This window comes from Pseudomonas sp. Irchel s3h14, assembly GCF_900187425.1.
Taxonomy (GTDB): domain Bacteria; phylum Pseudomonadota; class Gammaproteobacteria; order Pseudomonadales; family Pseudomonadaceae; genus Aquipseudomonas.
The window spans coordinates 428771-453472 of the sequence record NZ_FYDJ01000003.1; the positions used below are offsets into that span (position 1 = coordinate 428771).

The window sequence follows — 24702 nt, forward strand, 5'->3', positions numbered from 1 at the left end:
ATCTCTACACGATATGTTGAATTTCGATCCAACCATCTACAAGAATTTTTCCTGCTCTTTGCACTCAGTCTCGGCCAGGGTTCTTCCTGCGTCGCAGTTATCTTTGTTCAAGGAGTTACACCATGTCTAATCGCCAAACTGGTACCGTTAAGTGGTTCAACGATGAAAAAGGCTTCGGCTTCATCACTCCACAATCCGGTGACGACCTGTTCGTTCACTTCAAAGCTATCCAATCCGACGGCTTCAAAAGCCTGAAAGAAGGCCAACAGGTTTCTTTCATCGCTACCCGCGGTCAGAAAGGCATGCAAGCTGAAGAAGTTCAAGTTATCTAACTTGTACTTGCTTTAGTAAAAAGCCCCGCCCTCAAAAGCGGGGCTTTTTTGTGCCTGTCTGTTTTGCAGGCAAAAAAAAAAATCGCAGCCCATGGCTGCGATTTTTTGCGTCTTACCAAGCCACGCCAAACCCTGCGGTGTAGCGCGTCTTGTCCAAATCAGCATCGTCGGTGCCGCTGATGATGTCTCGTTCGGCCTTCAGGTTAAGCGACGCCCACTCGGTCACCTTGTAGCGCAAGCCCATTTCGGCATCGAGCGCGTAATCCGCCACGCCCGACAACGGCTTGCCCACTTCGCCGTTCGTGAAGAACTCCACCTTCTTACCAATCAGGTAGCGGTTGTAATCCCACTTCATCGCCAGGGAATAGAAGTTTTCTTTGCCACCGTCAGCGAACTCATAGTCCGTGCGGTTGACCAGCGAGCCCAGCGAAAATGCGCCCAGCTCGTCATCCCAGAACTGGTAACCCGGACCGGTACCGACGGTGCGCTGGCGGGACAGCTCTTCGACCTTGTCGCGCTTATAGACCGCGCGCCCTTGCCAGAACCATTTTTCGGTCAGGAAGCGGTCGAGCGAGTATTCGCCCCGCCAGTTGTCGGTAGTGACCACGTCATCCTGAAATTCGCGGTTGTACTCGCCTTCTGCGGTGTGTCGCCATCTGCCATGACGCGCAGTGGTCTTGAAATCGATATCGTAATCGTCGGTGTCTTTCTCGGCCCGCTGATAATCCAGCGCTGCATCGACATTACCCTTCCACACCAAATCCTCCACCACCGGCTTGGGCTTGAGGATCTGCTGAATGCTGGCCAGTTCGACGGTCTTGGGACCGTCGCCATTGGCCAGGGTGACCTTGCCGTCTTCTGCCGCATGCAGTGCCTTGGCCTTTTCGCCGGTGTAGGCATCCTGCTTGACCAGCAACTGCTGATCGCTTTCCAGGGTTTTGACCTGCTTCCAGTCGATCGGGACGGCACCGGCGTATTCGGTCTGGATCAACAGCTTGCCGCCATCGAAAACGGTGATCTTGCCGCTCAGCTTGTCACCGTTCTTCAACCAGACAGTATCGGCGAGCAAGGGCGTGGAGGCACTGACGACAGCGAGGCACAGCAGGGTTCTGGACAACATAAGCAAATACAGGCTCAAGCTTGCGAAAAAAAGTCGGCATTATCCATACGAATAAGGCCCTAACAAGGACTGACCCGACTATTTCTATTGAGTTCATTTCTCAATAGGCGATCCAGGATTTACTCTACAGACGGTAAGGCGAACTTTTTCAGGAACTGCCGACGTGACCGACTCAACCACTGAAACCGATAGTCCGGCGCAAATCCGACGCACGGCGCTGTACCTGACACTGGCGCAAGTCCCGGAGGGCAAAGTCGTGAGTTACGGTCAGCTCGCCGAGTTGGCGGGACTGGGTCGCGCCGCCCGCTTCGTCGGGCGGACACTGAGCCAACTGCCGGGCGACAGCAAATTACCCTGGCACCGCGTGCTCGGCGCCGGCGGGCGTATCAGCCTGCCTGCAGGCAGCCCTTCGGGGGATGAACAACGCGCGCGTTTGCGCATGGAGGGCATCAGTATCCTGAACAATCGTGTTGATATTCAGCGCCATGGCTGGCGCCCGGTAGAGCACAGCGGTTAGAGTGCGCGCTTTGTTTCCGTATTTCTTGAGGCAGACTCCAGCCCATGCCCCGTAAAACCTGGCGCGCCGCGCTCGCCGCCTATGCCAGCCCCTCGACGCTTGTACTGTTGCTGCTTGGTTTCGCCGCCGGCCTGCCCTACATGCTGGTGTTTTCGACACTTTCGGTCTGGCTACGCGAAGCCGGCGTGGCTCGCGAAACCATTGGCTATGCAAGCCTGATCGGCCTGGCCTACGCCTTTAAATGGGTCTGGTCACCGCTGCTCGACCAATGGCGCCTGCCTTTTCTCGGCAAGCTCGGTCGCCGACGTTCCTGGCTTGTGCTTTCCCAGGCACTGGTCATCCTCGGCCTGATCGGGATGGGTTTCTGCGACCCGCAAAAGCATTTGTCCTGGCTGATCGCTATTGCCGTGGTCGTTGCTTTCGCCTCGGCGACGCAAGACATTGCAGTTGACGCCTATCGCCTGGAAATCGCCGACGACACCCGCCAGGCCGCGCTCGCCGCCAGTTACATGTCCGGTTATCGGATCGCCGCACTGCTGGCCACCGCCGGCGCCCTGTTCTTCGCTGAGGGCTTCGGCTCGACCGGTTTCAACTATAAGCATTCGGCATGGGCCGGCACCTACATCCTGTTTGGTGCCTTGATGGTTCCGGCGCTGCTGACTTCCTTTTTCATGCGCGAACCGCCGGTGCCGCTGCGCACGCAGCTTCAGGCCGGGCGCTACAGCTTTGTGCACCAACTGGCATCGGTGTTTGTGCTGATCGTGCTGCTGGTTTCCGTGCCAGCCATGTTCACTCAGCTGTACAACACCGATTTCGCCAGCGTGCTGTTCGAAGGCGCGAGCGTGCTCGACCTGCTGCTAGAAGACCGCGCGTTCCTGCGAGCGATCCTCTACACCACGCTCACTGCCATGTGCCTGTCGGCCATTGGCCGCCGTGGCCTGGCGCCGGTGCTGACGCCGATCAACGACTTCATTCTGCGCTACCGCTGGCAAGCGTTCCTGCTGCTTGGGCTGATCGCCACCTATCGGATGTCCGATACGGTCATGGGTGTGATGGCCAACGTGTTCTACATCGACCAAGGCTTCACCAAGGATCAGATTGCCAGCGTCAGCAAGATCTTTGGCCTGATCATGACCCTGGTCGGCGCCGGCATGGGCGGCCTGCTGATTGTGCGCTTCGGCATCTTGCCGATTCTGCTCATCGGCGGCATTGCATCAGCCGGCACCAACCTGCTGTTCCTGATGCTCGCCGACATGGGCGCCAACCTGAACATGCTGATCCTCACCATTTCCCTGGATAACTTCAGTTCGGGCCTGGCGACCTCGGCGTTTGTCGCCTACCTGTCGAGCCTGACCAACTTGAAGTTCTCCGCGACCCAGTACGCCCTGCTCAGCTCGATCATGCTCTTGCTGCCACGCCTGATCGGCGGCTACTCGGGGGTCATGGTGGAGAAATTCGGTTATCACAACTTCTTCCTCATCACCGCCCTGCTGGGCGTACCGACGCTACTGTTGATCGCGTTGCACTGGTTCCAGGAGAGCCGCCGCGAAGGCCCGACGCCAACGCCGACACCAGAACCGGTTCCGACCCAGGTCGCGGAAGAATCGTAGGTTCTTCACCAGGAAGCAGAGCCGAGGGCGCGGGGATTCCCGCCCTCCCGCCACACCCCGCCGACCGCACGCCTGTACGCCAGCAGATCTCGCCCGTACAATGCTCCGTCATTTCTCGTCATCAGCAACCGACAACGGCCAACCATGCGCACCAGTCAATTTTTGCTCGCCACACAGAAAGAAACGCCTTCCGACGCGGTCGTGATCAGCCATCAGCTGATGCTGCGCGCGGGCATGATCCGCAAACTCGCCTCGGGCCTGTACACCTGGCTGCCGATGGGCTTGCGAGTGATGCGCAAGGTCGAAGCCATCGTTCGTGAAGAAATGAACGCCGCGGGCTCTCTCGAAGTGTTGATGCCGAGCACCCAACCGGCTGAGCTGTGGCAGGAATCCGGTCGCTGGGAAGAATACGGCCCTGAATTGTTGCGCTTCAAGGATCGCCACGGTCGCGATTTCTGCGCCGGCCCGACCCACGAAGAAGTCATCACTGACCTGATGCGCAACGAGTTGAGCAGCTACAAACAGCTGCCGATCAACCTGTACCAGATCCAGACCAAATTCCGTGACGAAATCCGTCCACGCTTCGGTTTGATGCGCGGTCGCGAATTCATCATGAAGGACGCCTACTCCTTCCACGCTGACCAGGCATCGCTGCAGGTCACCTATGACCGCATGCACCAGGCGTATTGCAACGTGTTCACCCGTCTGGGCCTGAAATTCCGCCCGGTTGAAGCCGACAACGGCTCGATCGGTGGTGCCGGCTCCCACGAGTTCCACGTGCTGGCCGAATCCGGCGAAGACGATATCGTCTTCAGCAACGGTTCCGACTACGCGGCGAACATCGAGAAAGCCGAAGCCGTGCCACGCGAGACCTCCCGCGCCGCGCCTGCCGAAGAGCTGCGTCTGGTCGACACGCCGAACGCCAAGACCATCGCGCAACTGGTCGAAGGCTTCAACCTGCCGATTGAAAAGACCATCAAGACCCTGGTGGTTCACGCAGAAGAGAAAGGCAAGCTGATTGCCCTGATCATCCGTGGCGACCACGAGCTGAACGAAATCAAGGCCGGCAACCAGCCTGGCGTTGCCAGCCCGCTGGTCATGGCCTCCGAAGCCGAACTGCGCGACGCCATTGGCGCCGGCGCCGGCTCCCTCGGCCCGCTGAACCTGCCACTGCCAATCATCATCGACCGTTCCGTCGAGCTGATGAGCGACTTCGGCATCGGTGCCAACATCGATGACAAACACTATTTCGGCGTGAACTGGGAGCGCGATCTGCCGGTTCCGACCGTTGCCGACCTGCGTAACGTGGTCGCCGGCGACCCGAGCCCGGATGGCAAGGGCACCCTGGAAATCAAGCGTGGCATCGAAGTCGGGCACATCTTCCAGCTGGGCAACAAGTACAGCAAAGCGATGAAGTGCGAAGTGCTGGGCGAGAATGGCAAGCCAGTCACCCTGGAAATGGGTTGCTACGGCATCGGCGTTTCCCGCGTGGTGGCTGCAGCCATCGAGCAGAACAACGACGCCAACGGGATCATCTGGAGCGACACGCTGGCCCCGTTCCAGATCGCTCTGGTACCGCTGCGCTACGAAACCGAACAGGTTCGCGAAGCCACCGACAAGCTGTATGCAGAATTGACTGCCGCCGGCTTCGAAGTACTGCTGGACGACCGCGACAAGAAAACCAGCCCGGGCATCAAGTTCGCGGACATGGAGCTGATCGGCATTCCTCACCGGATCGTGGTCAGTGACCGCGGCCTCGCCGAAGGCAATCTGGAATACAAGAGCCGCACCGAGCCCGAAGCACACGCGCTGCCGGTCGCAGACGTGCTGTCCTTCCTTCAGTCCCGTATCCGCCGCTGACACCAGATAGAGAAGTCATGTTCAAGCGAAACACCTTAGGCCTCGGTGGTGCCGCCCTGTGCGGCACCCTGCTGGTCAGCGGCTGTGCCAATCACATGTCACAACGCAGCGAGCACGAGGAACGTGTCGAGCGTAAATTGCTTGATCACAGCCTGCAGATTGATGTCGGCGAGCCAAAGGTGCTTGAGCTGCCGCAACGTCGGGTGAAGATCCACGAGCAGAAGACTTTCGAAGTCACCGAATTCGAAGTCACACGCCACTACGACCGCTACACGCCTTACCAACCCTGGCGGGAGGCTTACGAGATCCCGCTGGGTGCGGTGGCCGTGGTGGCCGGTGTCGGTGCGAACGTGGTCAACGTGTTCGCTCTCGGCAACCTGCCGGACAGCGTGACGAAAGATTGGTTGAGCTATGGTTTTGCCGGGCTCAACCCGTTCATGAACGTGCAGTCTCATGGTCGCGCGCAGCAGAACCTGGCGGGAATCGACGAGATCCAGCTCGACAAGCGCACCGAATACTCGAGCCTGCCATGGAGCGAGCGTCCGGTTGAGGTCAAGGCCGGCAAGGAAACGTTCGAGCTGAGCACCGACAAAAACGGTGTATTGCGCGTGAACCTGCTGGACAGCCCGTTCGCCGAACATGACATCAATCATCTGAGCCGGCTGCTGATAAGTGTCCAGGATACTCAGGACGACGTGCACACTAATTCGTCCCTGGCGGTCAGTAGTTCCTTGCGTGGCAAGCTGCTCGAAGCTCACGGGCTGATTTACGACGACCTCGAGGACGACGAAGTGAGCCAGTGGGTACACCGGGTCAAACGCTTGTCGGAACTGGGTCTGGAAGAAGAAGCCACCGAGCTGGAACAAAGCCTGATCGAACTGACGCGCAACGATCCTGAGTTGCAGACCGAATTCCTCAAGTCATTGACCAAGGATGCCGGGCGACTGGTAGCGGATCCGGGACCGAATTAAAGCTAAAAGCTAAAAGCTTCGCGAGCAAGCCCGCTCCCACATTAGACCGCGTTCGCCTGAACAACTCGGTCAACTGTGGGAGCGGGCTTGCTCGCGAAGAGGCCGGAACATTCACCACTGAACTACCGTTCAAACAACTCCATCTGCTCAAACCCGCCCCGCAAATCCTCCAGCCGCACTCCAATCCCCAGCAACCGCACCGGTTTCCCGCCGCGATTGAACGCCTGGGTCAGCAACAACTGATAGCTCCCCAAATCCCGCCCTGCCCCGGCCTGCTCCAGAGTGGTCTGGGTGAAGTCATGGAATTTCACTTTGACAAACGGCTTGCCCGGTCGATAGCTGCTGTCGATTCGCGCCATGCGGCCGGCCAGGGTTTCCAGTAACTCGGGTAATTTATCGAGGCAGCTCACCAGGTCCGGCAGATCCACGTCGTAGGTGTTTTCGACACTGATCGACTGCCGACGACTGTCGTTGTGCACCAACCGGTCATCAATCCCACGGGCCAGGCTCCAGAGTCGCTCGCCGAAGCTGCCGAATTCGCGCACAAGCGCCAACTTGTCCCATTCACGCAGATGCGAACAATCGACGATGCCAAGCCTGCCTAATTTGTCCGCGGTCACTTTGCCAACGCCGTGCAACTTGCTCACCGGCAAACCACTGACAAAATCCTCGACCTGATCCGGCGTAATGACGAACAAGCCGTTGGGCTTCTTCCAGTCGCTGGCGATCTTGGCCAGAAACTTGTTCGGTGCAACGCCAGCCGAAACAGTGATGTGCAGCTGATTAGAGACGCGACGGCGAATGTCTTGGGCGATCCGCGTGGCGCTGCCACCGAAATGCGCACTGTCCGACACGTCGAGGTAGGCCTCATCCAGCGAAAGCGGCTCGATCAAATCGGTGTAATCGCGAAAGATCGTGTGAATTTCCTTAGACGCTTCTCTATAGGCCTCCATGCGCGGCTTGACGATGGTCAGGTCCGGGCACAGCTTCAAGGCATGCCCGGAAGACATGGCCGAGCGCACCCCATAAGCCCGCGCTTCATAATTGCAGGTAGCGATCACGCCACGCCGATCCGCCGAACCACCCACTGCCAAGGGTTTACCGGCCAGGCGCGGGTCGTCACGCATCTCGATGGCAGCGTAGAAGCAGTCACAATCGACGTGGATGATTTTTCGCTGCGTCATATAAAAGCAGTGTTCATGGTGAAGAAATGGCGTACTGGCGAGTCAGATCGGCAGTATCTCACTGACACCTGTATATAGCACCAGTGGTCTGAATGTTCTTTTCCACCCGTAGGAAAAGTGCCAGATGAATTTATTTTTTCAATCGAAAAGCTTCACCCGATAGAGCTGAAAGCCTTGCCACACCGACCTTACAGCCATCCACCCTGCCCTGTTTTAAAGCTAAGCGATTGAACGGGAAGAGGTTTTCTCTGGGTTGAAGGTTGACAGCCCGCCGATCCTCTGTAGAATGCCGACACACAGACGCGGGATGGAGCAGTCTGGTAGCTCGTCGGGCTCATAACCCGAAGGTCGTCGGTTCAAATCCGGCTCCCGCAACCAAACATCAAAAAAGGCTACTCGAAAGAGTGGCCTTTTTTGTGCGCGTCTCTTTTGTAAACACGAGATAGAAAGAGCGGGTAACGGCTGACATGCAGGATTGAGAAATCGTTCTGATTCAGAAACTTAAGTCTCCCCCACTACCGTTCGCCGCTCATTTACGCTTATTTGACCCTATTCAGGATTAACGGTAGACACTCCGGCGTTCACCTGTAGAATGCCGCCACACAGACGCGGGATGGAGCAGTCTGGTAGCTCGTCGGGCTCATAACCCGAAGGTCGTCGGTTCAAATCCGGCTCCCGCAACCAAACATCAAGAAAGGCTACTCGAAAGAGTGGCCTTTTTTGTGCGCGTCTCTTTTGTAAATATGAGCATAGATACGAGCGGGTTACGTCTGACGGCGCAGAAACGAGAAATCGTTCTGATTCCGAAACTTAAGTCTCCCCCACGACCGTTCGCCACTCATTTACGCTTATTTGACCCTATACTGGATTAACGGTTGACACTCCGGCGTTCGCCTGTAGAATGCCGCCACACAGACGCGGGATGGAGCAGTCTGGTAGCTCGTCGGGCTCATAACCCGAAGGTCGTCGGTTCAAATCCGGCTCCCGCAACCAAACATCAAAAAAGGCTACTCGAAAGAGTGGCCTTTTTTGTATCTGTTGAAAAAGTCCTTTCGCAACAATGATCTGCCACTGTGTAGCGAGCCGCTCGGGATCACCCATGCTCCGAGCCCAGACGATGCTGAGCCACAGACAGAACCCTCTACGACTGATGACGCACCCATCGCCGATACCCGGTGAGAGGCGTTAAAATTTGTAATTATTTTTTTCTACAGGGATTGGTAACTTGGCTGGATACCCCCATCCTGTCGCGCACAATCCAAGAGGTGATTGATGCGCGCCAACTCGTCTGATCCACAAGACACCGTCACAGCGACACAACCGATCAAGGCCGAGCGTCTGCGCTTGCTTGATCGAATCAGCAAATACCGCCAGCCCATCGGCCTGGCAGTCACTTTGCTGTTGTTCGCTATCGCGCTGATTGCCTGTCGCCACCTGCTGAGCGAACTCGATCTGTACGCTCTGCACGACTCGATTCTCGACGTTCCGAAACCGGCATTATTGGGCGCGCTGGGCGCGACCGTGGTCGGTTTCATTATCCTGCTGGGCTACGAATGGTCGGCCAGCCGCTACGCAGGCGTGACACTGGCGCCGCGAATCCTGGCTCTGGGTGGGTTCACCGCATTCGCCATCGGCAATGCCATTGGCCTTTCGATGCTGTCGGGGGGCTCGGTTCGCTACCGTTTATATGCACGTCATGGCCTGGGCGCTTCTGAAGTCGCGCACATGACGCTGTTCGCCAGCCTCTCGCTCGGCTGCGCCCTGCCCCCTCTGGCCGCCCTCGCCACCCTCAGCAACCTGCCTGGCGCCGCTGCCGCCCTGGGCTTGTCCGAGACGTTGCTGGGCGCGATTGCCGTGGCCGTACTGTTGCTGTTCACGGTACTGGCCATCGGGATTTACCGCCGCCGCCTGCCAGAGCAACCTTACCCGGACAACCTGCTGGTCAAGGTCGGACGCCGCACCTTGCGCCTGCCGGGCCGTCGCCTGACGTTCCTGCAACTGATCATCACGGCCCTGGACGTCGCCGCCGCGGCGACCGTGCTTTATCTGCTGCTGCCGGAAGCACCACCCTTCGGCGCGTTCCTGCTGGTGTACCTGCTGGCCCTGGCCGCCGGTGTGCTCAGTCACGTTCCCGGCGGGGTCGGGGTGTTCGAAGCGATTCTGCTGGCCGCCTTCTCCGACACACTCGGCGCTGCGCCACTCGCTGCCGCGCTGCTGCTCTATCGCCTGATCTACGTGGTGCTGCCGTTGCTGGTGGCCTGCGTACTCCTGCTGATCAACGAAGGTCAGCGCCTGTTTCAATCGCGTCAGTCCTTAAGAGTAGCGTCCGGCCTGGCCGCGCCGATTCTGGCGGTACTGGTCTTTCTGTCCGGCGTGGTGCTGTTGTTCTCCGGTGCCACCCCGGAAATCGACACACGCCTGGAACACATCGGCTTTCTGATCCCGCATCGACTGGTCGACGCCTCGCACTTCGGTGCCAGCCTGATCGGCGTGCTTTGCTTGCTGCTGGCTCAAGGGCTGCGCCGCCGACTGTCGGCCGCCTGGATGCTGACCACCATCTTGTTGCTGGTCGCCGCCCTGCTCTCTCTGCTCAAGGGCTTCGACTGGGAGGAAGCCTGCTTGCTGACGCTGACTGCGAGCCTGCTGGGAGTTTTCCGCAGCTCGTTCTATCGCCCCAGCCGTCTGACCGAGGTGCCGTTCTCGCCACTGTATCTGGTGGCGAGCCTGTGCGTACTCGGTGCGTCGATCTGGCTGTTGCTGTTCGCCTATCAGGACGTCCCGTACAGCCATCAGCTCTGGTGGCAGTTCACCCTCGACGCCGATGCCCCGCGTGGCTTGCGCTCGCTGCTCGGCGCCGCCGTGCTGCTGGTGGTGGTGTCGCTGACCTGGCTGCTGCGCACCGCGCGCCCGGTGATCCATCTGCCAACGCCCGATGAACTGGGCCGCGCGGTAAAGATCCTGATGGCCTCCGCACAACCGGATGGTGGCCTCGCCCTGACGGGTGACAAGGCGCTGCTGTTTCACCCCAATGACGAGGCGTTCCTGATGTACGCACGTCGTGGTCGCAGTCTGGTGGCCTTGTATGACCCGATCGGCCCGACTCAGCAACGGGCCGAAATGATCTGGCAGTTCCGCGACCTTTGCGACATCCACCACGCCCGTCCTGTGTTCTATCAAGTGCGCGCCGAGAACCTGCCGTACTACATGGACATCGGTCTGACCGCGATCAAGCTCGGCGAAGAAGCCCGGGTCGATCTGCTTCGCTTTGATCTCGAGGCCAAAGGCAAAGAGATGAAAGACCTGCGCTACACCTGGAACCGCGGCACTCGCGATGGCCTGTCGCTGGAGATCTTTGATCCGGGGCAAGCGCCGATGGATGAGCTCAAGGTGATTTCCGATGCCTGGCTGACCGGCAAAAACGTGCGCGAGAAAGGCTTCTCCCTCGGCCGCTTCAGCGATGACTACCTCAAACATTTCCGGGTCGCGGTGATTCGTTTCGAAGGGCGCCCGGTGGCGTTCGCCAACCTGCTCGAGACTTATGGCCATGAACTGGCCAGCCTCGACCTGATGCGCGCGCACCCGGATGCCCCCAAGTTGACCATGGAGTTCATGATGGTCGGCCTGATTCAACATTATAAAAATCATGGATACGCGCGCTTCAGCCTGGGCATGGTGCCGTTGTCGGGGTTGCAACCCCGTCGTGGCGCACCACTGACCCAGCGCCTGGGCTCGATGGTTTTCCGCCGTGGTGAGCAGCTCTACAACTTCCAAGGCTTGCGCCGCTTCAAAGACAAATTCCAGCCTGACTGGGAACCCCGCTATATGGCCGTGCCCGCCGGACTCGATCCGCTGGTTGCCCTGGCCGATACTGCCGCCCTGATTGCAGGCGGCTTGACCGGATTGGTGAAACGCTGATGATTCAACGCTCCTTGCGGTACGTACTGGCCACACTGGTAGTGCTGGCCCTGATTCTCGGTGGTGGTTACTGGTACCTGAAACGCCCGGCACCCGAACCGACCCTCGAACAGCTGACGCCGGCCGATGGCGCCGCGATGACCCGCGTCATCCCCGGCAATACGCCACGCGCCCAGGTGCTGGTGGCGGTCAATGAAGACCAGAAGCTCAGCAACAAACAGTTGATGACCCTGAGCCGCAGCGGCTCGGCGCAGATTGTTCAGGTGATCCTGCCCAAAGACTGCCTGCTGCAAAGTCGCGCCCTGCAATCGGCCCTGAGAGAACTCAAAGGTCCGGCGACCCTGGTCAGCGGCATCGGCCCTGGCGCCGTGCTGGCGTGGCGCTGGTTGTCCGAGCAGAAGGACGACAAGGCTCAAGCCATCTCGGTGGACCTGGCCCTGGAAAAACCCGGCTGCACGCACCTGCTACCGAAAAGCGCCGCTCACGGCCACTGGCTTGTGGCCTGGAACGACAACCCGGACGACACCAGCGCCGGTTTCGTGCGCGACCAACCTAACGCCGAAACCAGCATCAGCGACTACGACATCAACCTGCCGCAAGTGCTGAACAACGAACTGCGCAAGATCCTCGTCGGTGGCGACAAAGCCGCCGGCGGCCTGCAGATCCCGGTAGTCGAAGTGCCCGCCGGCCAAGCCAAGGACACCGTGACCCTGTTCCTGTCCGGTGACGGCGGCTGGCGCGACCTGGACCGTGATGTCGCGGGCGAGATGGCCAAGCTCGGCTACCCGGTCGTCGGCATCGACACCCTGCGCTACTACTGGCAACACAAGAGCCCGGAGCAAAGCGCCCTGGACCTCGCCGAGCTGATGCAGCACTACCGGCAGAAATGGGGCACCAAGCGCTTCATCCTGACCGGTTACTCGTTCGGCGCCGACGTCCTGCCCGCCATCTACAACCGCCTGGAGCCATCGGAACAGCAACGGGTCGATGCAATCATCCTGCTGGCCTTCGCCCGTACCGGCAGCTTCGAAATCGAAGTCGAAGGCTGGCTCGGCAACGCCGGCAAAGAAGCTGCCACCGGCCCGGAAATGGCCAAGCTGCCGCCGGAGAAAGTGGTGTGCATCTATGGAGAAGAAGAAGTCGACGAGAGTGGCTGTACCGACAAGACTGCGGTAGGCGAAGCGATGAAACTGCCTGGCGGCCATCACTTCGACGAGAACTATCCGGCGCTGGCCCAGCGGTTGGTGGATGTGATCGAGAAGCGTCAAGCGAAGGAAACGGCGGCTCAAGAGTGATCTGATTTCCGCCCACAGAAAAGCCCCCGCAGCCTTAAGGTCGCGAGGGCTTTTTTCATTCCAGCAAACGCCACAAATCCCCTGTGGGAGCGGGCTTGCTCGCGAATGCAATCTATCAGCCGACATCAATTTTGAATGTCAGACCGCTTTCGCGAGCAAGCCCGCTCCCACGGGATCCGCGTGCTGCCTGTGCGGATGCGTCTACTGCCCTCGAGACTGGCACTTAGTCTTTCCTGGCGTACCGTGCCCTCATATCGTCGTGACAAACTGCATTGGCCTGATCAAAAGCGGTCAAGCGCTCCGCAGCCGCTGCTTCAACGCGAAGATCCTTAAGCTCGTCGAGCATTTCCTGATAGGCATCGACATTGATAATGACCGCTGCTGGCTGATTATTTTTGACAATGACGAAGCACTCAAGGGCACGGCTAGAGATCTCCTTGAGTCTCGTACTGAAGCCCCTGACCATTGCAGTCGTCGATACTGCTTGGACAGCACGCACTGATGATGCCGTCATACTCACCTCTCTTCACATCGTGCAAATCTGAACACGCAGCTCAACGTATCTTTTACTTAAGGTGTCGAAATATCGGATGACGCCCGCAGACCTTGTAGGCAAACTCCGAATCGTTCTTTTTGGGCACTTTGATGCCTTGTTGCGCTTTTCTTCGACGGGATACTCTCCGGACGTCGCTGACCATTCAGCGATCGGGTGTGGTAACCCGGTTAGGCAAAGTGCAACACCGCTCCCATCACGGTTCGTGCGTTTTTACGTCTGTAATCCCGTGTTATGGCGGCTGTGCGTGGGAGACCTTTGGGTCTGCCGGTTCCTTTGCTCCTCCGGTTTACCACCCTGCGTACAGCTGCCACCCATTCGTGTGGTAACGAATGCGGCAGCTCCTCGTTTTAAGGAGCGAAACAATGAGCAAAACAGATCCGCCCACACCCTCAGAACTGAAAACCATCGGCCTCACCCCCTTCATCTACTGCTCAAACAAGGCACTGTTCCGTGTCAGTGGAGACGTCCCCCTCGGTGATGCGCTAGCCATGGCCTCTGATTTTCTGTTCCTTGCCAAGGAGCTGACTAAAGATGCTGCCTACGCCCAAGACACCGACCGACACGCTTGGGCCGCGCATTACCTGACGGCAATGAGCAAGGCCGTAATTGATGATGCGGTGAAGGTACTGATGCCGCCACCTCCAGCTGCTCGGACAAAAGCCGAATCTAAAAAATAGCTGCCTGAGCGCAATTAAAGGCACCGCGACACCAGACACAAAAAAGCCCCCGCTACCACAATGGCAACGGGGGCTCTTTGATGTTGCTTACATCTCTACCTGCGTCCCCAACTCAATCACCCGATTCAACGGCAGATTGAAGAATCGCAGGTTGCCGTTGGCGTTCTGCAACATAAAGGCGAACAGCGTCTCACGCCAGCGGGCCATGCCTTCGAGTTTGGAGGCGATGACCGTTTCGCGGCTGAGGAAGTAGGTGGTGCGCATCGGGCTGAAATCCAGGTCATCGAGATGACACAGCTTCAGCGCTTGCGGCACGTCCGGCTCGTCGACGAAGCCAAAGTGCAGGATCACCCGGAAGAAACCTTCACCGTGGGACTCAACCTCGAAACGCCGCGATGCTGGCACCCGCGGGATGTCTTCGTACACTACCGTCAGCAGCACCACTTGCTCGTGCAGCACCTGGTTGTGCAGCAGGTTGTGCAACAGCGCGTGGGGCACGGCGTCCGGGCGCGCGGTCAGGAACACGGCGGTGCCCTGAACGCGATGCGGCGGTTGCACGGCGATGCTGCTGATGAAGATCGGCAGCGGCAATCCACCCTCGTCGAGACGATCGACCAGCAGTTGCTTGCCGCGCTTCCAGGTGGTCATCAGCACAAACAACACGATACCGGCAATCACCGGGAACGCCCCGCCCTGAATGATTTTCGGCACGTTGGCAGCAAAGTACAGACCGTCCACCAGCAGGAAACCGAGCAACAGCGGAACCGCGAGGACCGGAGGCCATTTCCACAGCAGCAATATCACCGCCGACACCAGAATGGTGGTCATCAGCATCGTGCCCGTTACGGCCACGCCGTAAGCCGCAGCCAGCGCGCCAGAGGACTCGAAGCCCAGCACCAACAGGATGACGCCGACCATCAACGCCCAGTTCACCGCGCCGATGTAGATCTGGCCTTGTTCGGCACTGGAGGTGTGCTGAATGTGCATGCGCGGTATGTAACCGAGCTGAATCGCCTGACGAGTCAGGGAGAACGCACCGGAAATCACCGCCTGAGAAGCAATGACCGTGGCCAGGGTCGACAACCCCACCAACGGAATCAGCGCCCAGCTCGGCGCCAACAAGTAGAACGGGTTGCGAGCGGCTTCCGGATCACCGAGCAGCAACGCGCCTTGGCCGAAGTAGTTCAGCACCAGCGCCGGCAGCACGAGGATGAACCAGGCGCGTGCGATCGGCTTGCGACCGAAGTGGCCCATGTCGGCGTACAGCGCTTCGGCACCGGTCAGCGCCAGCACCACCGCGCCAAGAATCGCCACGCCCATGCCCGGGTGCACAATGAAGAAGCGCACGCCCCAGACCGGGTTCATCGCTTGCAACACTTCCGGGTGCTGCATGATGCCGTAGACGCCCAGCGCCCCCAGCACCACGAACCAGGTGACCATGATCGGGCCGAACAGAATGCCGATTCGCGCGGTACCGTGACGTTGTATCAGGAACAGCGCCACTAGCACGATCAGCGACAGCGGCACCACCCAATGGTCGATGCCCTCGAAAGCCAGTCCCAGGCCTTCAATCGCCGAGAGCACAGAGATCGCCGGCGTGATCATGCTATCGCCATAGAACAGCGCCGCGCCGATCAGCCCGCAGACCACCAGCAACGTGCGCAACTTCGGATGCCCGGCCGCAGCCCGCCGAGCGAGGGCGGTCAAGGCCATGATCCCGCCTTCGCCCTGGTTGTCGGCACGCAGCACGAACAGCACGTATTTGATTGAAACGACCCAGATCAGCGACCAGAAAATCAGCGCCAGAATCCCGAAGACTCCATCATGGTTGACCGGAACCCCATAGTGTCCGGCGAAAACCTCTTTGAGGGTATACAGCGGGCTCGTGCCGATATCGCCATAAACCACACCGACCGCCGCGACCAGCATGCCGATCGGCTTTGCCGCCGAATGCTCAGAGCCCGCCGTCTGACTACTTGCCTGCCCCATCCAAAACTCCTACTACTCAGACCCGGACTTCTTATAAGCACTATGCTTTGCCGTGCAGCATGCGCTGTTTTACTTGAGGTTACAGACGTTTTGTTGACTGTAAAAATTCGGTAAAGCGTAACCGCGCGAAGCATAGCGCAGCACTCGTCGTATTTCCCTGCATAAAGCTGGTCAAGTGCGCCTCTCATCGCTAGAATTGCGCACTTTTTGATCAGAGGCGCAGAAAACGTCCTTTCTCGCGAGTCACTGCTATTTTTTGACGAGTCAAAAAGCAGCGTATTCACGAGACAGAACGTAAGCGCCCGTCTGTCGCCTTGCCGTCTTCGGCTGGAGGCGTCACAAATACCGAGGTTAGACATGTCCACCACTCCTGCGCCGGCCAATCCAAAGGTTGGCTTCGTATCCCTGGGTTGCCCCAAAGCACTGGTCGACTCCGAGCGCATCCTTACCCAGCTGCGCATGGAAGGCTATGACGTTGTGTCCACTTACGAGGACGCCGATGTCGTGGTGGTCAACACCTGCGGCTTCATCGACTCGGCCAAGGCTGAGTCTTTGGAAGTGATCGGCGAAGCCATCAAGGAAAACGGCAAGGTCATCGTGACCGGCTGCATGGGCGTCGAAGAAGGCAACATTCGTAAAGTGCACCCAAGCGTGCTGGCCGTGACCGGTCCGCAGCAATACGAACAAGTGGTCAACGCCGTGCACGACGCCGTGCCACCGCGTCAGGATCACAATCCGCTGATCGACCTGGTGCCGCCGCAAGGGATCAAACTGACCCCCCGCCACTACGCCTACCTGAAGATTTCCGAAGGCTGCAACCACAGCTGCAGCTTCTGCATCATCCCGTCGATGCGCGGCAAACTGGTCAGTCGTCCAGTCGGTGACGTGCTCGACGAAGCTCAGCGCCTGGTCAAGGCCGGCGTCAAAGAGCTGTTGGTGATCTCGCAAGACACCAGCGCCTACGGCGTCGACGTGAAATACCGCACCGGTTTCTGGAACGGCGCGCCGGTGAAAACCCGCATGACCGAACTCTGCGAAGCCCTGAGCACCCTCGGTGTCTGGGTTCGTCTGCACTATGTTTACCCGTATCCGCACGTCGACGAGCTGATTCCGCTGATGGCCGCCGGGAAAATCCTGCCGTACCTGGACATCCCGTTCCAGCACGCCAGCCCGAAAGTCCTGAAAGCGATGAAACGCCCGGCCTTCGAAGACAAGACCCTGGCCCGCATCAAGAACTGGCGCGAAATCTGCCCGGACCTGATCATCCGTTCGACCTTCATCGTCGGCTTCCCCGGCGAAACCGAAGAAGACTTCCAGTACCTGCTGAACTGGCTGACCGAAGCGCAACTCGATCGCGTCGGCTGCTTCCAGTATTCGCCGGTCGAAGGCGCACCGGCCAACCTGCTGGACGCGGCCATCGTGCCGGACGACGTCAAGCAAGACCGCTGGGACCGCTTCATGGCGCACCAACAAGCGATCAGCTCGGCACGCCTGCAAATGCGCGTCGGCCGTGAAATCGAAGTGCTGGTCGATGAAGTCGACGAGCAAGGCGCGGTCGGCCGCTGCTTCTTCGATGCCCCGGAAATCGACGGCAACGTGTTCATCGACAACGGCAGCAACCTGAAACCAGGCGATAAAGTCTGGTGCAAAGTGACCGACGCCGACGAATACGACCTGTGGGCTGAACAGATCTAAACGCAAAAAATACGAAAAGCCCTGCTCTCTTGACGAGATGCGGGGCTTTTTTACGTCTATCGTTTTGTGGGAGAAAGGATTCGCATCATCAACTGCAAAAGGGGCAGCCGGCCATGCGCCAACATTCGGTCATCCACACGCCGAAACAGAGCGACTACGAAGAGCTCACTCAAGTCTGGGAAGCCTCGGTGCGCGCCACTCATGACTTTCTGCCGGACAGCTACATTGAACTGCTGAAGAACCTGGTGCTGACCCGCTACCTCGATGCTGTGATGCTGATCTGCACCAAAGACCCGCGCCAGCGCATCACCGGGTTCGCCGGGGTCGCAGCGGGCAAGATCGAAATGCTCTTCATCGACCCGGCTCACCGCGGCCAGGGCTTGGGCAAGCAGTTGCTGCGCTATGCGATGGAACACCTGAATGCCGATGAACTGGACGTCAACGAACAGAACCCGCAAGCCCTGGGTTTCTACTTCAAACAGGGCTTCGAAGTGATTGGCCGTTCGGAAGTCGATGGTATGGGCCAGCCTTATCCGCTGCTGCATATGCGTTTGCGCCAAAACCAGAAACACTCACAACACGGCTGACACCACACAGAACGAGTGTGGGAGCGGGCTTGCTCGCGAATGCGGTGTGTCATTCAACAGATAAATTGACTGATCTACCGCCTTCGCGAGCAAGCCCGCTCCCACAAAAAGCTTTACGGCGCAAATGGAGCCGGGATTAACCGGCGCCAGGCAGGTACAATGCCCACCCCTTTTTTGTTACGGCCCTGTCATGACTGACCCGATTCGTCTCTCCAAACGCCTCATCGAACTCGTCGGCTGTTCCCGTCGGGAGGCTGAGCTGTTCATCGAGGGCGGCTGGGTCACCGTGGACGGTGAAGTCATCGACGAGCCGCAGTTCAAGGTCGAGAACCAGAAAGTCGAGCTTGATCCAGAAGCCAAGGCCACTGCGCCGGAACCGGTGACTATCCTGCTGAACGTGCCCGTGGGTATGGATGCGGAAACGGCGATGGCAACGATCAGCGCCGAGACCTTGAGCGAAGAACACCGCTTCAGCAAACGTCCGCTCAAGGGCCACTTCCTGCGCCTGACCGCCAGCACCGACCTGCAGGCCAACGCCAGCGGTCTTTTGGTGTTCACCCAGGACTGGAAGATCCTGCGCAAACTCACTGCCGACTCCGCCAAGATCGAGCAAGAGTATGTGGTCGAAGTTGAAGGTGACATGGTGGCTCACGGCCTCAACCGCCTGAACCACGGCCTGACCTACAAGGGCAAGGAACTGCCGCCGGTCAAAGCCAGCTGGCAGAACGAAAACCGCCTGCGTTTTGCGATGAAGAACCCACAACCGGGTGTCATCGCCCTGTTCTGCCAGGCCGTAGGCCTGAAGGTCGTCGCCATCCGCCGCATCCGCATTGGCGGCGTGTCCATCGGCAAAGTGCCGTTGGGCCAATGGCGTTACCTGTCCGGCAAAGAGAAGTTCTAAGACTTTTCACGCCGCCACACATTTTGGCGCCGCTGTTTATGCGGCGCCCACTGCTGAATATCAGGACTGCACACCATGATTCATAACGACGTACTGCGCAGCGTGCGCTACATGCTCGACATCAGCGACAAGAAAGTCATCGAGATCATCAAGCTCGGTGGCATGGACGTGACCCTGGAAGACCTGGTGACGTACCTCGACAAGAAAGAGGAAGACGAGGAAGGCTTCGTACGCTGCCCGGATGAAGTCATGGCGCATTTCCTCGACGGCCTGGTGACCTTCAAGCGCGGCAAGGACGAAAGCCGTCCGCCACAGCCGATCGAAGTGCCGGTGACCAACAACATCATCCTGAAGAAACTGCGTGTGGCTTTCGAACTGAAAGAAGACGATATGCACGCCATCCTCAAGGCCTCCGAGTTCCCGGTGTCCAAGCCTGAGCTGAGCGCGCTGTTCCGCAAGTTCGGCCACACCAACTACCGTCCGTGCGGCGACCAGTTGCTGCGCAACTTTCTCAAGGGCCTGACCCTGCGCGTTCGCCCTCAGTAAATCGCCCCACCCTGTAGGAGCACAGCTTGCTGGCGATGGCGATCTTGAAAACGCCATCGTCGGAACGCCGCCCGCAGCAAGCTGTGCTCCTACAAGGGGACGGTAGCTCAAGGCTCTATAGCGCTTCATTCCTCGCAAAAATAGTGGCTCCGCTTCCGGCGGCTGACGACTAGGGTGTATTGACCCTCAGCTCTCAGGATTCGCCATGCACCCGTACTTTTCCCTGCAAGGCCGCACCGCTCTGGTGACCGGCGGCACCCGTGGTATCGGCAAAATGATCGCCAAGGCTTATGTCGAGGCTGGCGCCACCGTGTACGTCTGCGCCCGGGATGCCGAAGCCTGCCAGCAAACGGCTGATGAATTGAGCGCATTCGGTCGTTGCCACGGAATGGCGGCCAACCTGGCCACCGAAGAAGGCGTACTTCAACTGGCTACGCGACTGGGCGAGCAGATCACTCATCTGGATATTCTGGTGAACAACGCTGGCACCACGTGGGGTGCGCCGCTGGAGAGCTACCCGGTCAAGGGCTGGGAAAAGGTCATGCAGCTCAACGTAACCTCGGTGTTCAACTGCATTCAGCAGTTTTTGCCGTTGCTGCGTAAGGCCGGTTCGGCAGCGAATCCGGCGCGAATTATCAATATCGGTTCAGTGGCGGGCATTTCGTCCTTTGGCGAACAGGCTTATGCCTACGGGCCGAGTAAAGCGGCCCTGCATCAACTGTCACGGATTCTGGCGCGGGAGCTGGTGAGCCAGCACATCAACGTCAACGTCATTGCGCCGGGGCGTTTTCCGAGCAAGATGACTCAGCACATCGGCAATGATGAGCAGGCGTTGGCCGACGATACGGCGTTGATTCCAATGAAGCGCTGGGGTCGGGAGGAAGAGATGGCGGCGCTGGCGATCAGTCTGGCGAGTACGGCCGGGGCTTACATGACCGGGAATATCATCCCGTTGGATGGCGGATTCAGCCTCTGATCTCCTCCCACTGATCGTTCCCACGCTCTGCGTGGGAATGCAGCCCGGGACGCTCCGCGTCCCAAGAGCGGACGCAGAGCGTCCATTGAGGCATTCCCACGCGGAGCGTGGGAACGATCTTGGGGTGGGTTATCATGCCCGCCTCACCCCGCCTCGACCCCAGACCATGACCTACAGCGTTTCCCCCATCGGCTTTGTGCGCTCCTGCTTCAAGGAGAAGTTCGCCATCCCGCGCCAGCCCCAACTGGCCCCGGCCGCTCGAGGCGTACTGGAACTGGTGGCGCCGTTCGATCAGGGCGATGCGGTGCAAGGTCTGGAACAGGTCAGCCACGTGTGGCTGCTGTTCCTGTTTCATCAGGCACTGGAAGAAAAGCCACGGCTGAAAGTCCGCCCTCCTCGTCTCGGCGGTAACAAATCCATGGGGGTGTTCGCCACCCGAGCGACGCATCGGCCCAATGGCATCGGCCAATCCGTGGTGAAGCTGGACAAGGTTGAAGCCAATCGCCTGTGGATATCCGGCATCGACCTGCTGGACGGCACGCCGATTCTCGACATCAAACCCTACGTGCCTTACGCCGACATCATCGATACAGCCTCCAACAGCATCGCCAGCGCTGCGCCGCAACTGATTCCCGTGCAGTGGACGGATTCAGCACTGCAACAGGCTCACAGCCATGCTCAGCGCCTTGAAGAACCGCTGGTGGAGTTGATCGAGCAATGCCTGGCACAAGACCCACGTCCGGCGTACCAGATTCCTACACCCGAACGGGAATACGGCGCACAGTTCTGGGACCTGGACGTACGCTGGCATTACCCCGAGGCCGGGGTAATCCGTGTCCTGGAAGTCATCCCCGCCTCCAATTTGTAGGAGCAGAGCTTGCTCGCGATGGCGATCTCAAGGACGCCATCGCCGGCAAGCCGTGCTCCTACAGGATTGCGTCGGGCATAAAAAAGCCCCATTGCCTGCAAGGGCAATGGGGCTTTTCAGTGATGCGGTATGTTTACTTCTCGACGAACGCACGCTCGATCAGGTAATCACCCGGCTCGCGCATCCGCGGCGAAACTTTCAGGCCGAAGCTGTTCAGCACTTCGCTGGTCTCGTCGAGCATGCTCGGGCTGCCGCACAGCATGGCGCGGTCGTCCTGCGGGTTGATCGGTGGCAGACCGATGTCGCTGAACAGCTTGCCGCTGCGCATCAGGTCGGTCAGGCGACCTTCGTTCTCGAACGGCTCGCGGGTCACGGTCGGGTAGTAGATCAACTTGTCACTCAGGGCCTCGCCGAAGAACTCGTTCTGCGGCAGGTGCTCGGTGATGAACTCGCGGTAAGCGACTTCGTTGACGTAACGTACGCCGTGGCACAGGATCACTTTTTCGAAACGCTCGTAGGTTTCCGGGTCCTGAATGACGCTCATGAACGGCGCCAGACCGGTACCGGTGCTGAGCAGGTACAAATGTTTGCCAGGCTTCAAGTCATCCAGCACCAGCGTGCCGGTAGGCTTTTTGCTGATGATGATCTCGTCGCCTTCCTTCAGATGCTGCAGCTGGGAAGTCAGCGGGCCATCAGGCACCTTGATGCTGAAGAACTCGAGATGCTCTTCCCAGTTCGGGCTGGCAATCGAGTAAGCGCGCATGAGCGGCCGGCCGTTGGGCTGTTGCAGGCCGATCATCACGAACTGACCGTTCTCGAAGCGCAGGCCCGGGTCGCGGGTGCACTTGAAGCTGAACAGAGTGTCGTTCCAGTGGTGAACACTGAGGACACGCTCGTGGTTCATGTTGCTCATGTACGTGGGACTCCTGGAAATTTTGTCTGCGCGTGCTCTGCGCCTGCTCTGCGAAAAATGAGCTGCTGTGCGCAATTGCATCGCATTCTAATGGCAGCGACAATATCTGTTAACTGGATTATTAAGATAAGGGTTATCGGTTATATCGATATGCGATTTACTCTCCGTCAACTTCAAGTATTCGTCGCCGTCGCCCAGCAGGAAAGCGTATCCCGTGCTGCGGGTCTGCTCAACCTCTCGCAATCGGCGGCGAGCACCTCGATCACCGAGCTAGAGCGTCAGTCCAGCTGTCAGCTGTTCGACCGCGCCGGCAAACGGCTGAGCCTCAACGCCCTCGGCAAACAGCTGCTGCCGCAAGCGGTGGCGCTGCTCGACCAATCCAAAGAAATCGAAGACTTGCTCAACGGCAAATCGGGATTCGGCTCTCTGGCGGTCGGCGCGACCCTGACCATCGGCAATTACCTGGCCACCTTGCTGATCGGCAGCTTCATGCAGCGCCATCCGGAAAGCCAGGTGAAGCTGCACGTGCAGAACACTGCCAACATTGTGCAGCAGGTTGCCCACTATGAAATTGATCTGGGTCTAATCGAAGGTGACTGCAGCCATCCGGACATCGAAGTGCAGAGCTGGGTCGAGGATGAACTGGTGGTGTTCTGCGCGCCCCAGCATCCACTGGCCAAGCGCGGCACGGCGACCATGGAAGAGCTGACCCATGAGGCCTGGATTCTGCGGGAACAGGGCTCCGGCACGCGACTGACCTTTGACCAGGCCATGCGTCACCATCGCAGCTCGCTGAATATCCGGCTGGAACTGGAACACACCGAAGCGATCAAGCGTGCGGTGGAGTCCGGGTTGGGGATTGGCTGCATTTCGCGTCTGGCGCTACGCGACGCGTTCCGCCGTGGCAGCCTGGTGCCGGTGGAGACACCAGATCTGGACCTGGCGCGGCAGTTTTATTTCATCTGGCACAAACAGAAATATCAGACGTCGGCGATGCGTGAATTCCTCGACCTGTGCCGCGCTTTCACCGCTGGGGTTCAGCGCAGCGACGAGATCGTTCTGCCCACCATCGCTTAAAGCAGGATGACTGCCCAGACCAGCGCGATCATGCTCAAGGCTACGAACTGAGCTGCGCTGCCCATGTCCTTGGCGTTCTTGGACAGCGGGTGCAACTCAAGGGAAATGCGGTCGATGGCCGCTTCCACTGCCGAATTGAGCAATTCGACAATCAACGCCAACAGGCAGACTGCAATCAGCAACGCCTGCTCGACGCGACTGACGTTCAGGAAGAACGACAGCGGGATCAGTATGACGTTGAGCAACACCAGTTGCCGAAAGGCCGCTTCGCCGGTGAAGGCTGCGCGCAGACCGTCCAGCGAATAACCGGAGGCATTGAGGATGCGTTTTAGGCCGGTTTGGCCTTTGAAAGGTGACATAAAGTAGGCAACTGACCAAAAAGGAAGTGGGAAAGCTAGAGTAAGCAAAGTCAAAAAAGCGTGAACGCGCCGCGCCTGATCAGCTCGAAATTGACTCAAGTTGTTGCAGAAGCAACGCCGCCTGGGTCCGGGTCCGCACATTCAGCTTGCGAAAAATCGCCGTCACATGCGCCTTGATCGTCGCTTCGGAAACGCTCAGCTCGTAGGCAATCTGCTTATTCAACAAGCCTTCACAGACCATGGTCAAAACACGAAACTGCTGAGGCGTCAGGCTTGCAAGGCCTTCGCTGGCAGCCTTGGCTTCGGCGGAAACGCTGACCGCCTCGAACGCCTGGGGCGGCCAGAACACATCACCATCGAGCACCGCGCGTACGGCTTTCTGGATGACGCTCAGATCACTGGATTTTGGGATGAAGCCGCTGGCGCCGAACTCGCGGGACTTGACCATGATCGAGGCTTCTTCCTGGGCCGACACCATGACCACCGGAATCTGCGGATACTGACCGCGCAACAGCACCAGCCCTGAAAAACCGTAGGCCCCCGGCATGTTCAGGTCCAGCAGCACCAGATCCCAGTCGGACTTCTCATCCAGACGGGTTTCCAGCTCGGCAATGCTTGCCACTTCCACCAGACGGACTTCCGGGCCCAGGCCCAGGGTCAACGCTTGATGCAGGGCGCTACGAAAAAGAGGGTGGTCATCGGCAATCAGGATTTCGTATGTGGCCATTTTTCTAATGATCCTGTTTTTCAAACA

22 protein-coding genes and 3 tRNA genes are annotated in these 24702 nt (G+C 58.9%); 18 read left to right on the top strand and 7 right to left on the bottom strand.

The features are described 5' to 3' along the window. The first annotated feature begins 122 nt into the window (after positions 1 to 122). Positions 123 to 332, top strand: a complete 210-nt coding sequence (locus CKW16_RS08715; RefSeq protein ID WP_002554837.1) for a cold-shock protein — start codon at positions 123 to 125, stop codon at positions 330 to 332. A gap of 112 nt (positions 333 to 444) precedes the next feature. Here CKW16_RS08715 and CKW16_RS08720 read toward each other — a convergent pair whose 3' ends face one another. Beyond that, positions 445 to 1452, bottom strand: coding sequence for a DUF481 domain-containing protein (locus CKW16_RS08720; RefSeq protein ID WP_095128058.1), 1008 nt, complete (start codon positions 1450 to 1452; stop codon positions 445 to 447). A gap of 163 nt (positions 1453 to 1615) precedes the next feature. On the opposite strand from CKW16_RS08720, the gene CKW16_RS08725 reads away from it, so the two are divergent. The 4 genes from CKW16_RS08725 (at position 1616) to CKW16_RS08740 (ending at position 6410) form a co-directional block, all read left to right on the top strand. Then, a complete protein-coding gene (locus CKW16_RS08725) occupies positions 1616 to 1969 on the top strand; it encodes an MGMT family protein (RefSeq protein ID WP_008153938.1) in 354 nt (117 codons plus the stop codon). Positions 1970 to 2013: 44 nt separating this feature from the next. Beyond that, a complete protein-coding gene (locus tag CKW16_RS08730; RefSeq protein WP_095128059.1) occupies positions 2014 to 3579 on the top strand; it encodes an AmpG family muropeptide MFS transporter in 1566 nt (521 codons plus the stop codon). A gap of 144 nt (positions 3580 to 3723) precedes the next feature. Further along, a complete protein-coding gene (locus CKW16_RS08735; RefSeq protein WP_095128060.1) occupies positions 3724 to 5439 on the top strand; it encodes a proline--tRNA ligase in 1716 nt (571 codons plus the stop codon). Between the two features lie 17 nt (positions 5440 to 5456). Continuing rightward, positions 5457 to 6410, top strand: a complete 954-nt coding sequence (locus CKW16_RS08740; RefSeq protein WP_095128061.1) for a hypothetical protein — start codon at positions 5457 to 5459, stop codon at positions 6408 to 6410. A gap of 122 nt (positions 6411 to 6532) precedes the next feature. Here the strand turns inward: CKW16_RS08740 and dinB are convergent, their stop codons facing one another. Further along, positions 6533 to 7594, bottom strand: coding sequence for a DNA polymerase IV (gene dinB / locus CKW16_RS08745; RefSeq protein WP_056739239.1), 1062 nt, complete (start codon positions 7592 to 7594; stop codon positions 6533 to 6535). A gap of 301 nt (positions 7595 to 7895) precedes the next feature. Here dinB and CKW16_RS08750 point away from each other — a divergent pair. The 5 genes from CKW16_RS08750 (at position 7896) to CKW16_RS08770 (ending at position 12804) form a co-directional block, all read left to right on the top strand. Then, positions 7896 to 7972 (top strand) — tRNA-Met (locus CKW16_RS08750). Between the two features lie 229 nt (positions 7973 to 8201). Further along, positions 8202 to 8278 (top strand) — tRNA-Met (locus tag CKW16_RS08755). Between the two features lie 232 nt (positions 8279 to 8510). Then, a tRNA-Met gene (locus CKW16_RS08760) sits at positions 8511 to 8587 on the top strand. A 279-nt stretch (positions 8588 to 8866) separates the two neighbouring features. Then, a complete protein-coding gene (mprF, locus tag CKW16_RS08765; protein ID WP_095128062.1) occupies positions 8867 to 11509 on the top strand; it encodes a bifunctional lysylphosphatidylglycerol flippase/synthetase MprF in 2643 nt (880 codons plus the stop codon). Further along, entirely contained in the window at positions 11509 to 12804 is a 1296-nt protein-coding gene (locus CKW16_RS08770) for a virulence factor family protein (protein ID WP_095128063.1), read from the top strand. The genes mprF and CKW16_RS08770 overlap by 1 nt, the downstream gene beginning before the upstream one ends. Positions 12805 to 13027: 223 nt before the next feature. Here CKW16_RS08770 and CKW16_RS08775 read toward each other — a convergent pair whose 3' ends face one another. Further along, positions 13028 to 13318, bottom strand: a complete 291-nt coding sequence (locus CKW16_RS08775) for a Phd-YefM (protein ID WP_095128064.1) — start codon at positions 13316 to 13318, stop codon at positions 13028 to 13030. 404 nt (positions 13319 to 13722) lie between these two features. Here CKW16_RS08775 and CKW16_RS08780 point away from each other — a divergent pair, with 404 nt between their 5' ends. Beyond that, a complete protein-coding gene (locus tag CKW16_RS08780) occupies positions 13723 to 14037 on the top strand; it encodes a DUF3077 domain-containing protein (RefSeq protein WP_095128065.1) in 315 nt (104 codons plus the stop codon). 87 nt (positions 14038 to 14124) lie between these two features. Here the strand turns inward: CKW16_RS08780 and CKW16_RS08785 are convergent, their stop codons facing one another. Further along, positions 14125 to 16026 carry a potassium transporter Kup gene (locus tag CKW16_RS08785; protein ID WP_095128066.1) on the bottom strand — a complete coding sequence of 634 codons (1902 nt, stop codon included), beginning with the start codon at positions 16024 to 16026 and terminating at the stop codon, positions 14125 to 14127. A 357-nt stretch (positions 16027 to 16383) separates the two neighbouring features. Here CKW16_RS08785 and rimO point away from each other — a divergent pair, with 357 nt between their 5' ends. The 6 genes from rimO (at position 16384) to tsaA (ending at position 21599) form a co-directional block, all read left to right on the top strand. Next, entirely contained in the window at positions 16384 to 17721 is a 1338-nt protein-coding gene (gene rimO, locus CKW16_RS08790) for a 30S ribosomal protein S12 methylthiotransferase RimO (protein WP_010462684.1), read from the top strand. Positions 17722 to 17834: 113 nt separating this feature from the next. Further along, entirely contained in the window at positions 17835 to 18308 is a 474-nt protein-coding gene (locus tag CKW16_RS08795; protein ID WP_095128067.1) for a GNAT family N-acetyltransferase, read from the top strand. Positions 18309 to 18498: 190 nt separating this feature from the next. Next, positions 18499 to 19209 carry an rRNA pseudouridine synthase gene (locus CKW16_RS08800; RefSeq protein WP_008153970.1) on the top strand — a complete coding sequence of 237 codons (711 nt, stop codon included), beginning with the start codon at positions 18499 to 18501 and terminating at the stop codon, positions 19207 to 19209. A 75-nt stretch (positions 19210 to 19284) separates the two neighbouring features. Further along, positions 19285 to 19755: a DUF1456 family protein gene (locus CKW16_RS08805; RefSeq protein ID WP_056739223.1), complete on the top strand. Its 471-nt coding sequence runs from the start codon at positions 19285 to 19287 to the stop codon at positions 19753 to 19755. Positions 19756 to 19960: 205 nt separating this feature from the next. Continuing rightward, complete coding sequence (locus CKW16_RS08810; protein ID WP_095128068.1) at positions 19961 to 20731, top strand: SDR family oxidoreductase; 771 nt, start codon at positions 19961 to 19963, stop codon at positions 20729 to 20731. A gap of 166 nt (positions 20732 to 20897) precedes the next feature. Continuing rightward, entirely contained in the window at positions 20898 to 21599 is a 702-nt protein-coding gene (tsaA, locus tag CKW16_RS08815; RefSeq protein WP_095128069.1) for a tRNA (N6-threonylcarbamoyladenosine(37)-N6)-methyltransferase TrmO, read from the top strand. A gap of 133 nt (positions 21600 to 21732) precedes the next feature. Here tsaA and fpr read toward each other — a convergent pair whose 3' ends face one another. Next, complete coding sequence (gene fpr / locus CKW16_RS08820; RefSeq protein WP_030127957.1) at positions 21733 to 22512, bottom strand: ferredoxin-NADP reductase; 780 nt, start codon at positions 22510 to 22512, stop codon at positions 21733 to 21735. Positions 22513 to 22662: 150 nt separating this feature from the next. Between fpr and CKW16_RS08825 the strand changes: the two genes are divergently transcribed. Next, entirely contained in the window at positions 22663 to 23589 is a 927-nt protein-coding gene (locus CKW16_RS08825; protein ID WP_008153977.1) for a LysR family transcriptional regulator, read from the top strand. On the opposite strand, the gene CKW16_RS08830 is transcribed toward CKW16_RS08825, so the two are convergent. Then, positions 23586 to 23948, bottom strand: coding sequence for a diacylglycerol kinase (locus CKW16_RS08830; RefSeq protein ID WP_008010143.1), 363 nt, complete (start codon positions 23946 to 23948; stop codon positions 23586 to 23588). The two genes, CKW16_RS08825 and CKW16_RS08830, sit on opposite strands and share 4 nt — an antisense overlap. 79 nt (positions 23949 to 24027) lie before the next feature. Then, entirely contained in the window at positions 24028 to 24675 is a 648-nt protein-coding gene (gene erdR / locus CKW16_RS08835; RefSeq protein WP_046046272.1) for a response regulator transcription factor ErdR, read from the bottom strand. Positions 24676 to 24702: the final 27 nt, after the last annotated feature.

Bases quoted from the DNA above. Each gene is read 5' to 3' on its own strand.
- CKW16_RS08715 (WP_002554837.1), top strand. From the start codon at position 123: ATGTCTAATCGCCAAACTGGTACCGTTAAGTGGTTCAACGATGAAAAA.
- CKW16_RS08720 (WP_095128058.1), bottom strand. From the start codon at position 1,452: ATGTTGTCCAGAACCCTGCTGTGCCTCGCTGTCGTCAGTGCCTCCACG.
- CKW16_RS08730 (WP_095128059.1), top strand. From the start codon at position 2,014: ATGCCCCGTAAAACCTGGCGCGCCGCGCTCGCCGCCTATGCCAGCCCC.
- CKW16_RS08735 (WP_095128060.1), top strand. From the start codon at position 3,724: ATGCGCACCAGTCAATTTTTGCTCGCCACACAGAAAGAAACGCCTTCC.
- CKW16_RS08740 (WP_095128061.1), top strand. From the start codon at position 5,457: ATGTTCAAGCGAAACACCTTAGGCCTCGGTGGTGCCGCCCTGTGCGGC.
- dinB (WP_056739239.1), bottom strand. From the start codon at position 7,594: ATGACGCAGCGAAAAATCATCCACGTCGATTGTGACTGCTTCTACGCT.
- mprF (WP_095128062.1), top strand. From the start codon at position 8,867: ATGCGCGCCAACTCGTCTGATCCACAAGACACCGTCACAGCGACACAA.
- CKW16_RS08770 (WP_095128063.1), top strand. From the start codon at position 11,509: ATGATTCAACGCTCCTTGCGGTACGTACTGGCCACACTGGTAGTGCTG.
- CKW16_RS08775 (WP_095128064.1), bottom strand. From the start codon at position 13,318: ATGACGGCATCATCAGTGCGTGCTGTCCAAGCAGTATCGACGACTGCA.
- CKW16_RS08780 (WP_095128065.1), top strand. From the start codon at position 13,723: ATGAGCAAAACAGATCCGCCCACACCCTCAGAACTGAAAACCATCGGC.
- CKW16_RS08785 (WP_095128066.1), bottom strand. From the start codon at position 16,026: ATGGGGCAGGCAAGTAGTCAGACGGCGGGCTCTGAGCATTCGGCGGCA.
- rimO (WP_010462684.1), top strand. From the start codon at position 16,384: ATGTCCACCACTCCTGCGCCGGCCAATCCAAAGGTTGGCTTCGTATCC.
- CKW16_RS08795 (WP_095128067.1), top strand. From the start codon at position 17,835: ATGCGCCAACATTCGGTCATCCACACGCCGAAACAGAGCGACTACGAA.
- CKW16_RS08800 (WP_008153970.1), top strand. From the start codon at position 18,499: ATGACTGACCCGATTCGTCTCTCCAAACGCCTCATCGAACTCGTCGGC.
- CKW16_RS08805 (WP_056739223.1), top strand. From the start codon at position 19,285: ATGATTCATAACGACGTACTGCGCAGCGTGCGCTACATGCTCGACATC.
- CKW16_RS08810 (WP_095128068.1), top strand. From the start codon at position 19,961: ATGCACCCGTACTTTTCCCTGCAAGGCCGCACCGCTCTGGTGACCGGC.
- tsaA (WP_095128069.1), top strand. From the start codon at position 20,898: ATGACCTACAGCGTTTCCCCCATCGGCTTTGTGCGCTCCTGCTTCAAG.
- fpr (WP_030127957.1), bottom strand. From the start codon at position 22,512: ATGAGCAACATGAACCACGAGCGTGTCCTCAGTGTTCACCACTGGAAC.
- CKW16_RS08825 (WP_008153977.1), top strand. From the start codon at position 22,663: ATGCGATTTACTCTCCGTCAACTTCAAGTATTCGTCGCCGTCGCCCAG.
- CKW16_RS08830 (WP_008010143.1), bottom strand. From the start codon at position 23,948: ATGTCACCTTTCAAAGGCCAAACCGGCCTAAAACGCATCCTCAATGCC.
- erdR (WP_046046272.1), bottom strand. From the start codon at position 24,675: ATGGCCACATACGAAATCCTGATTGCCGATGACCACCCTCTTTTTCGT.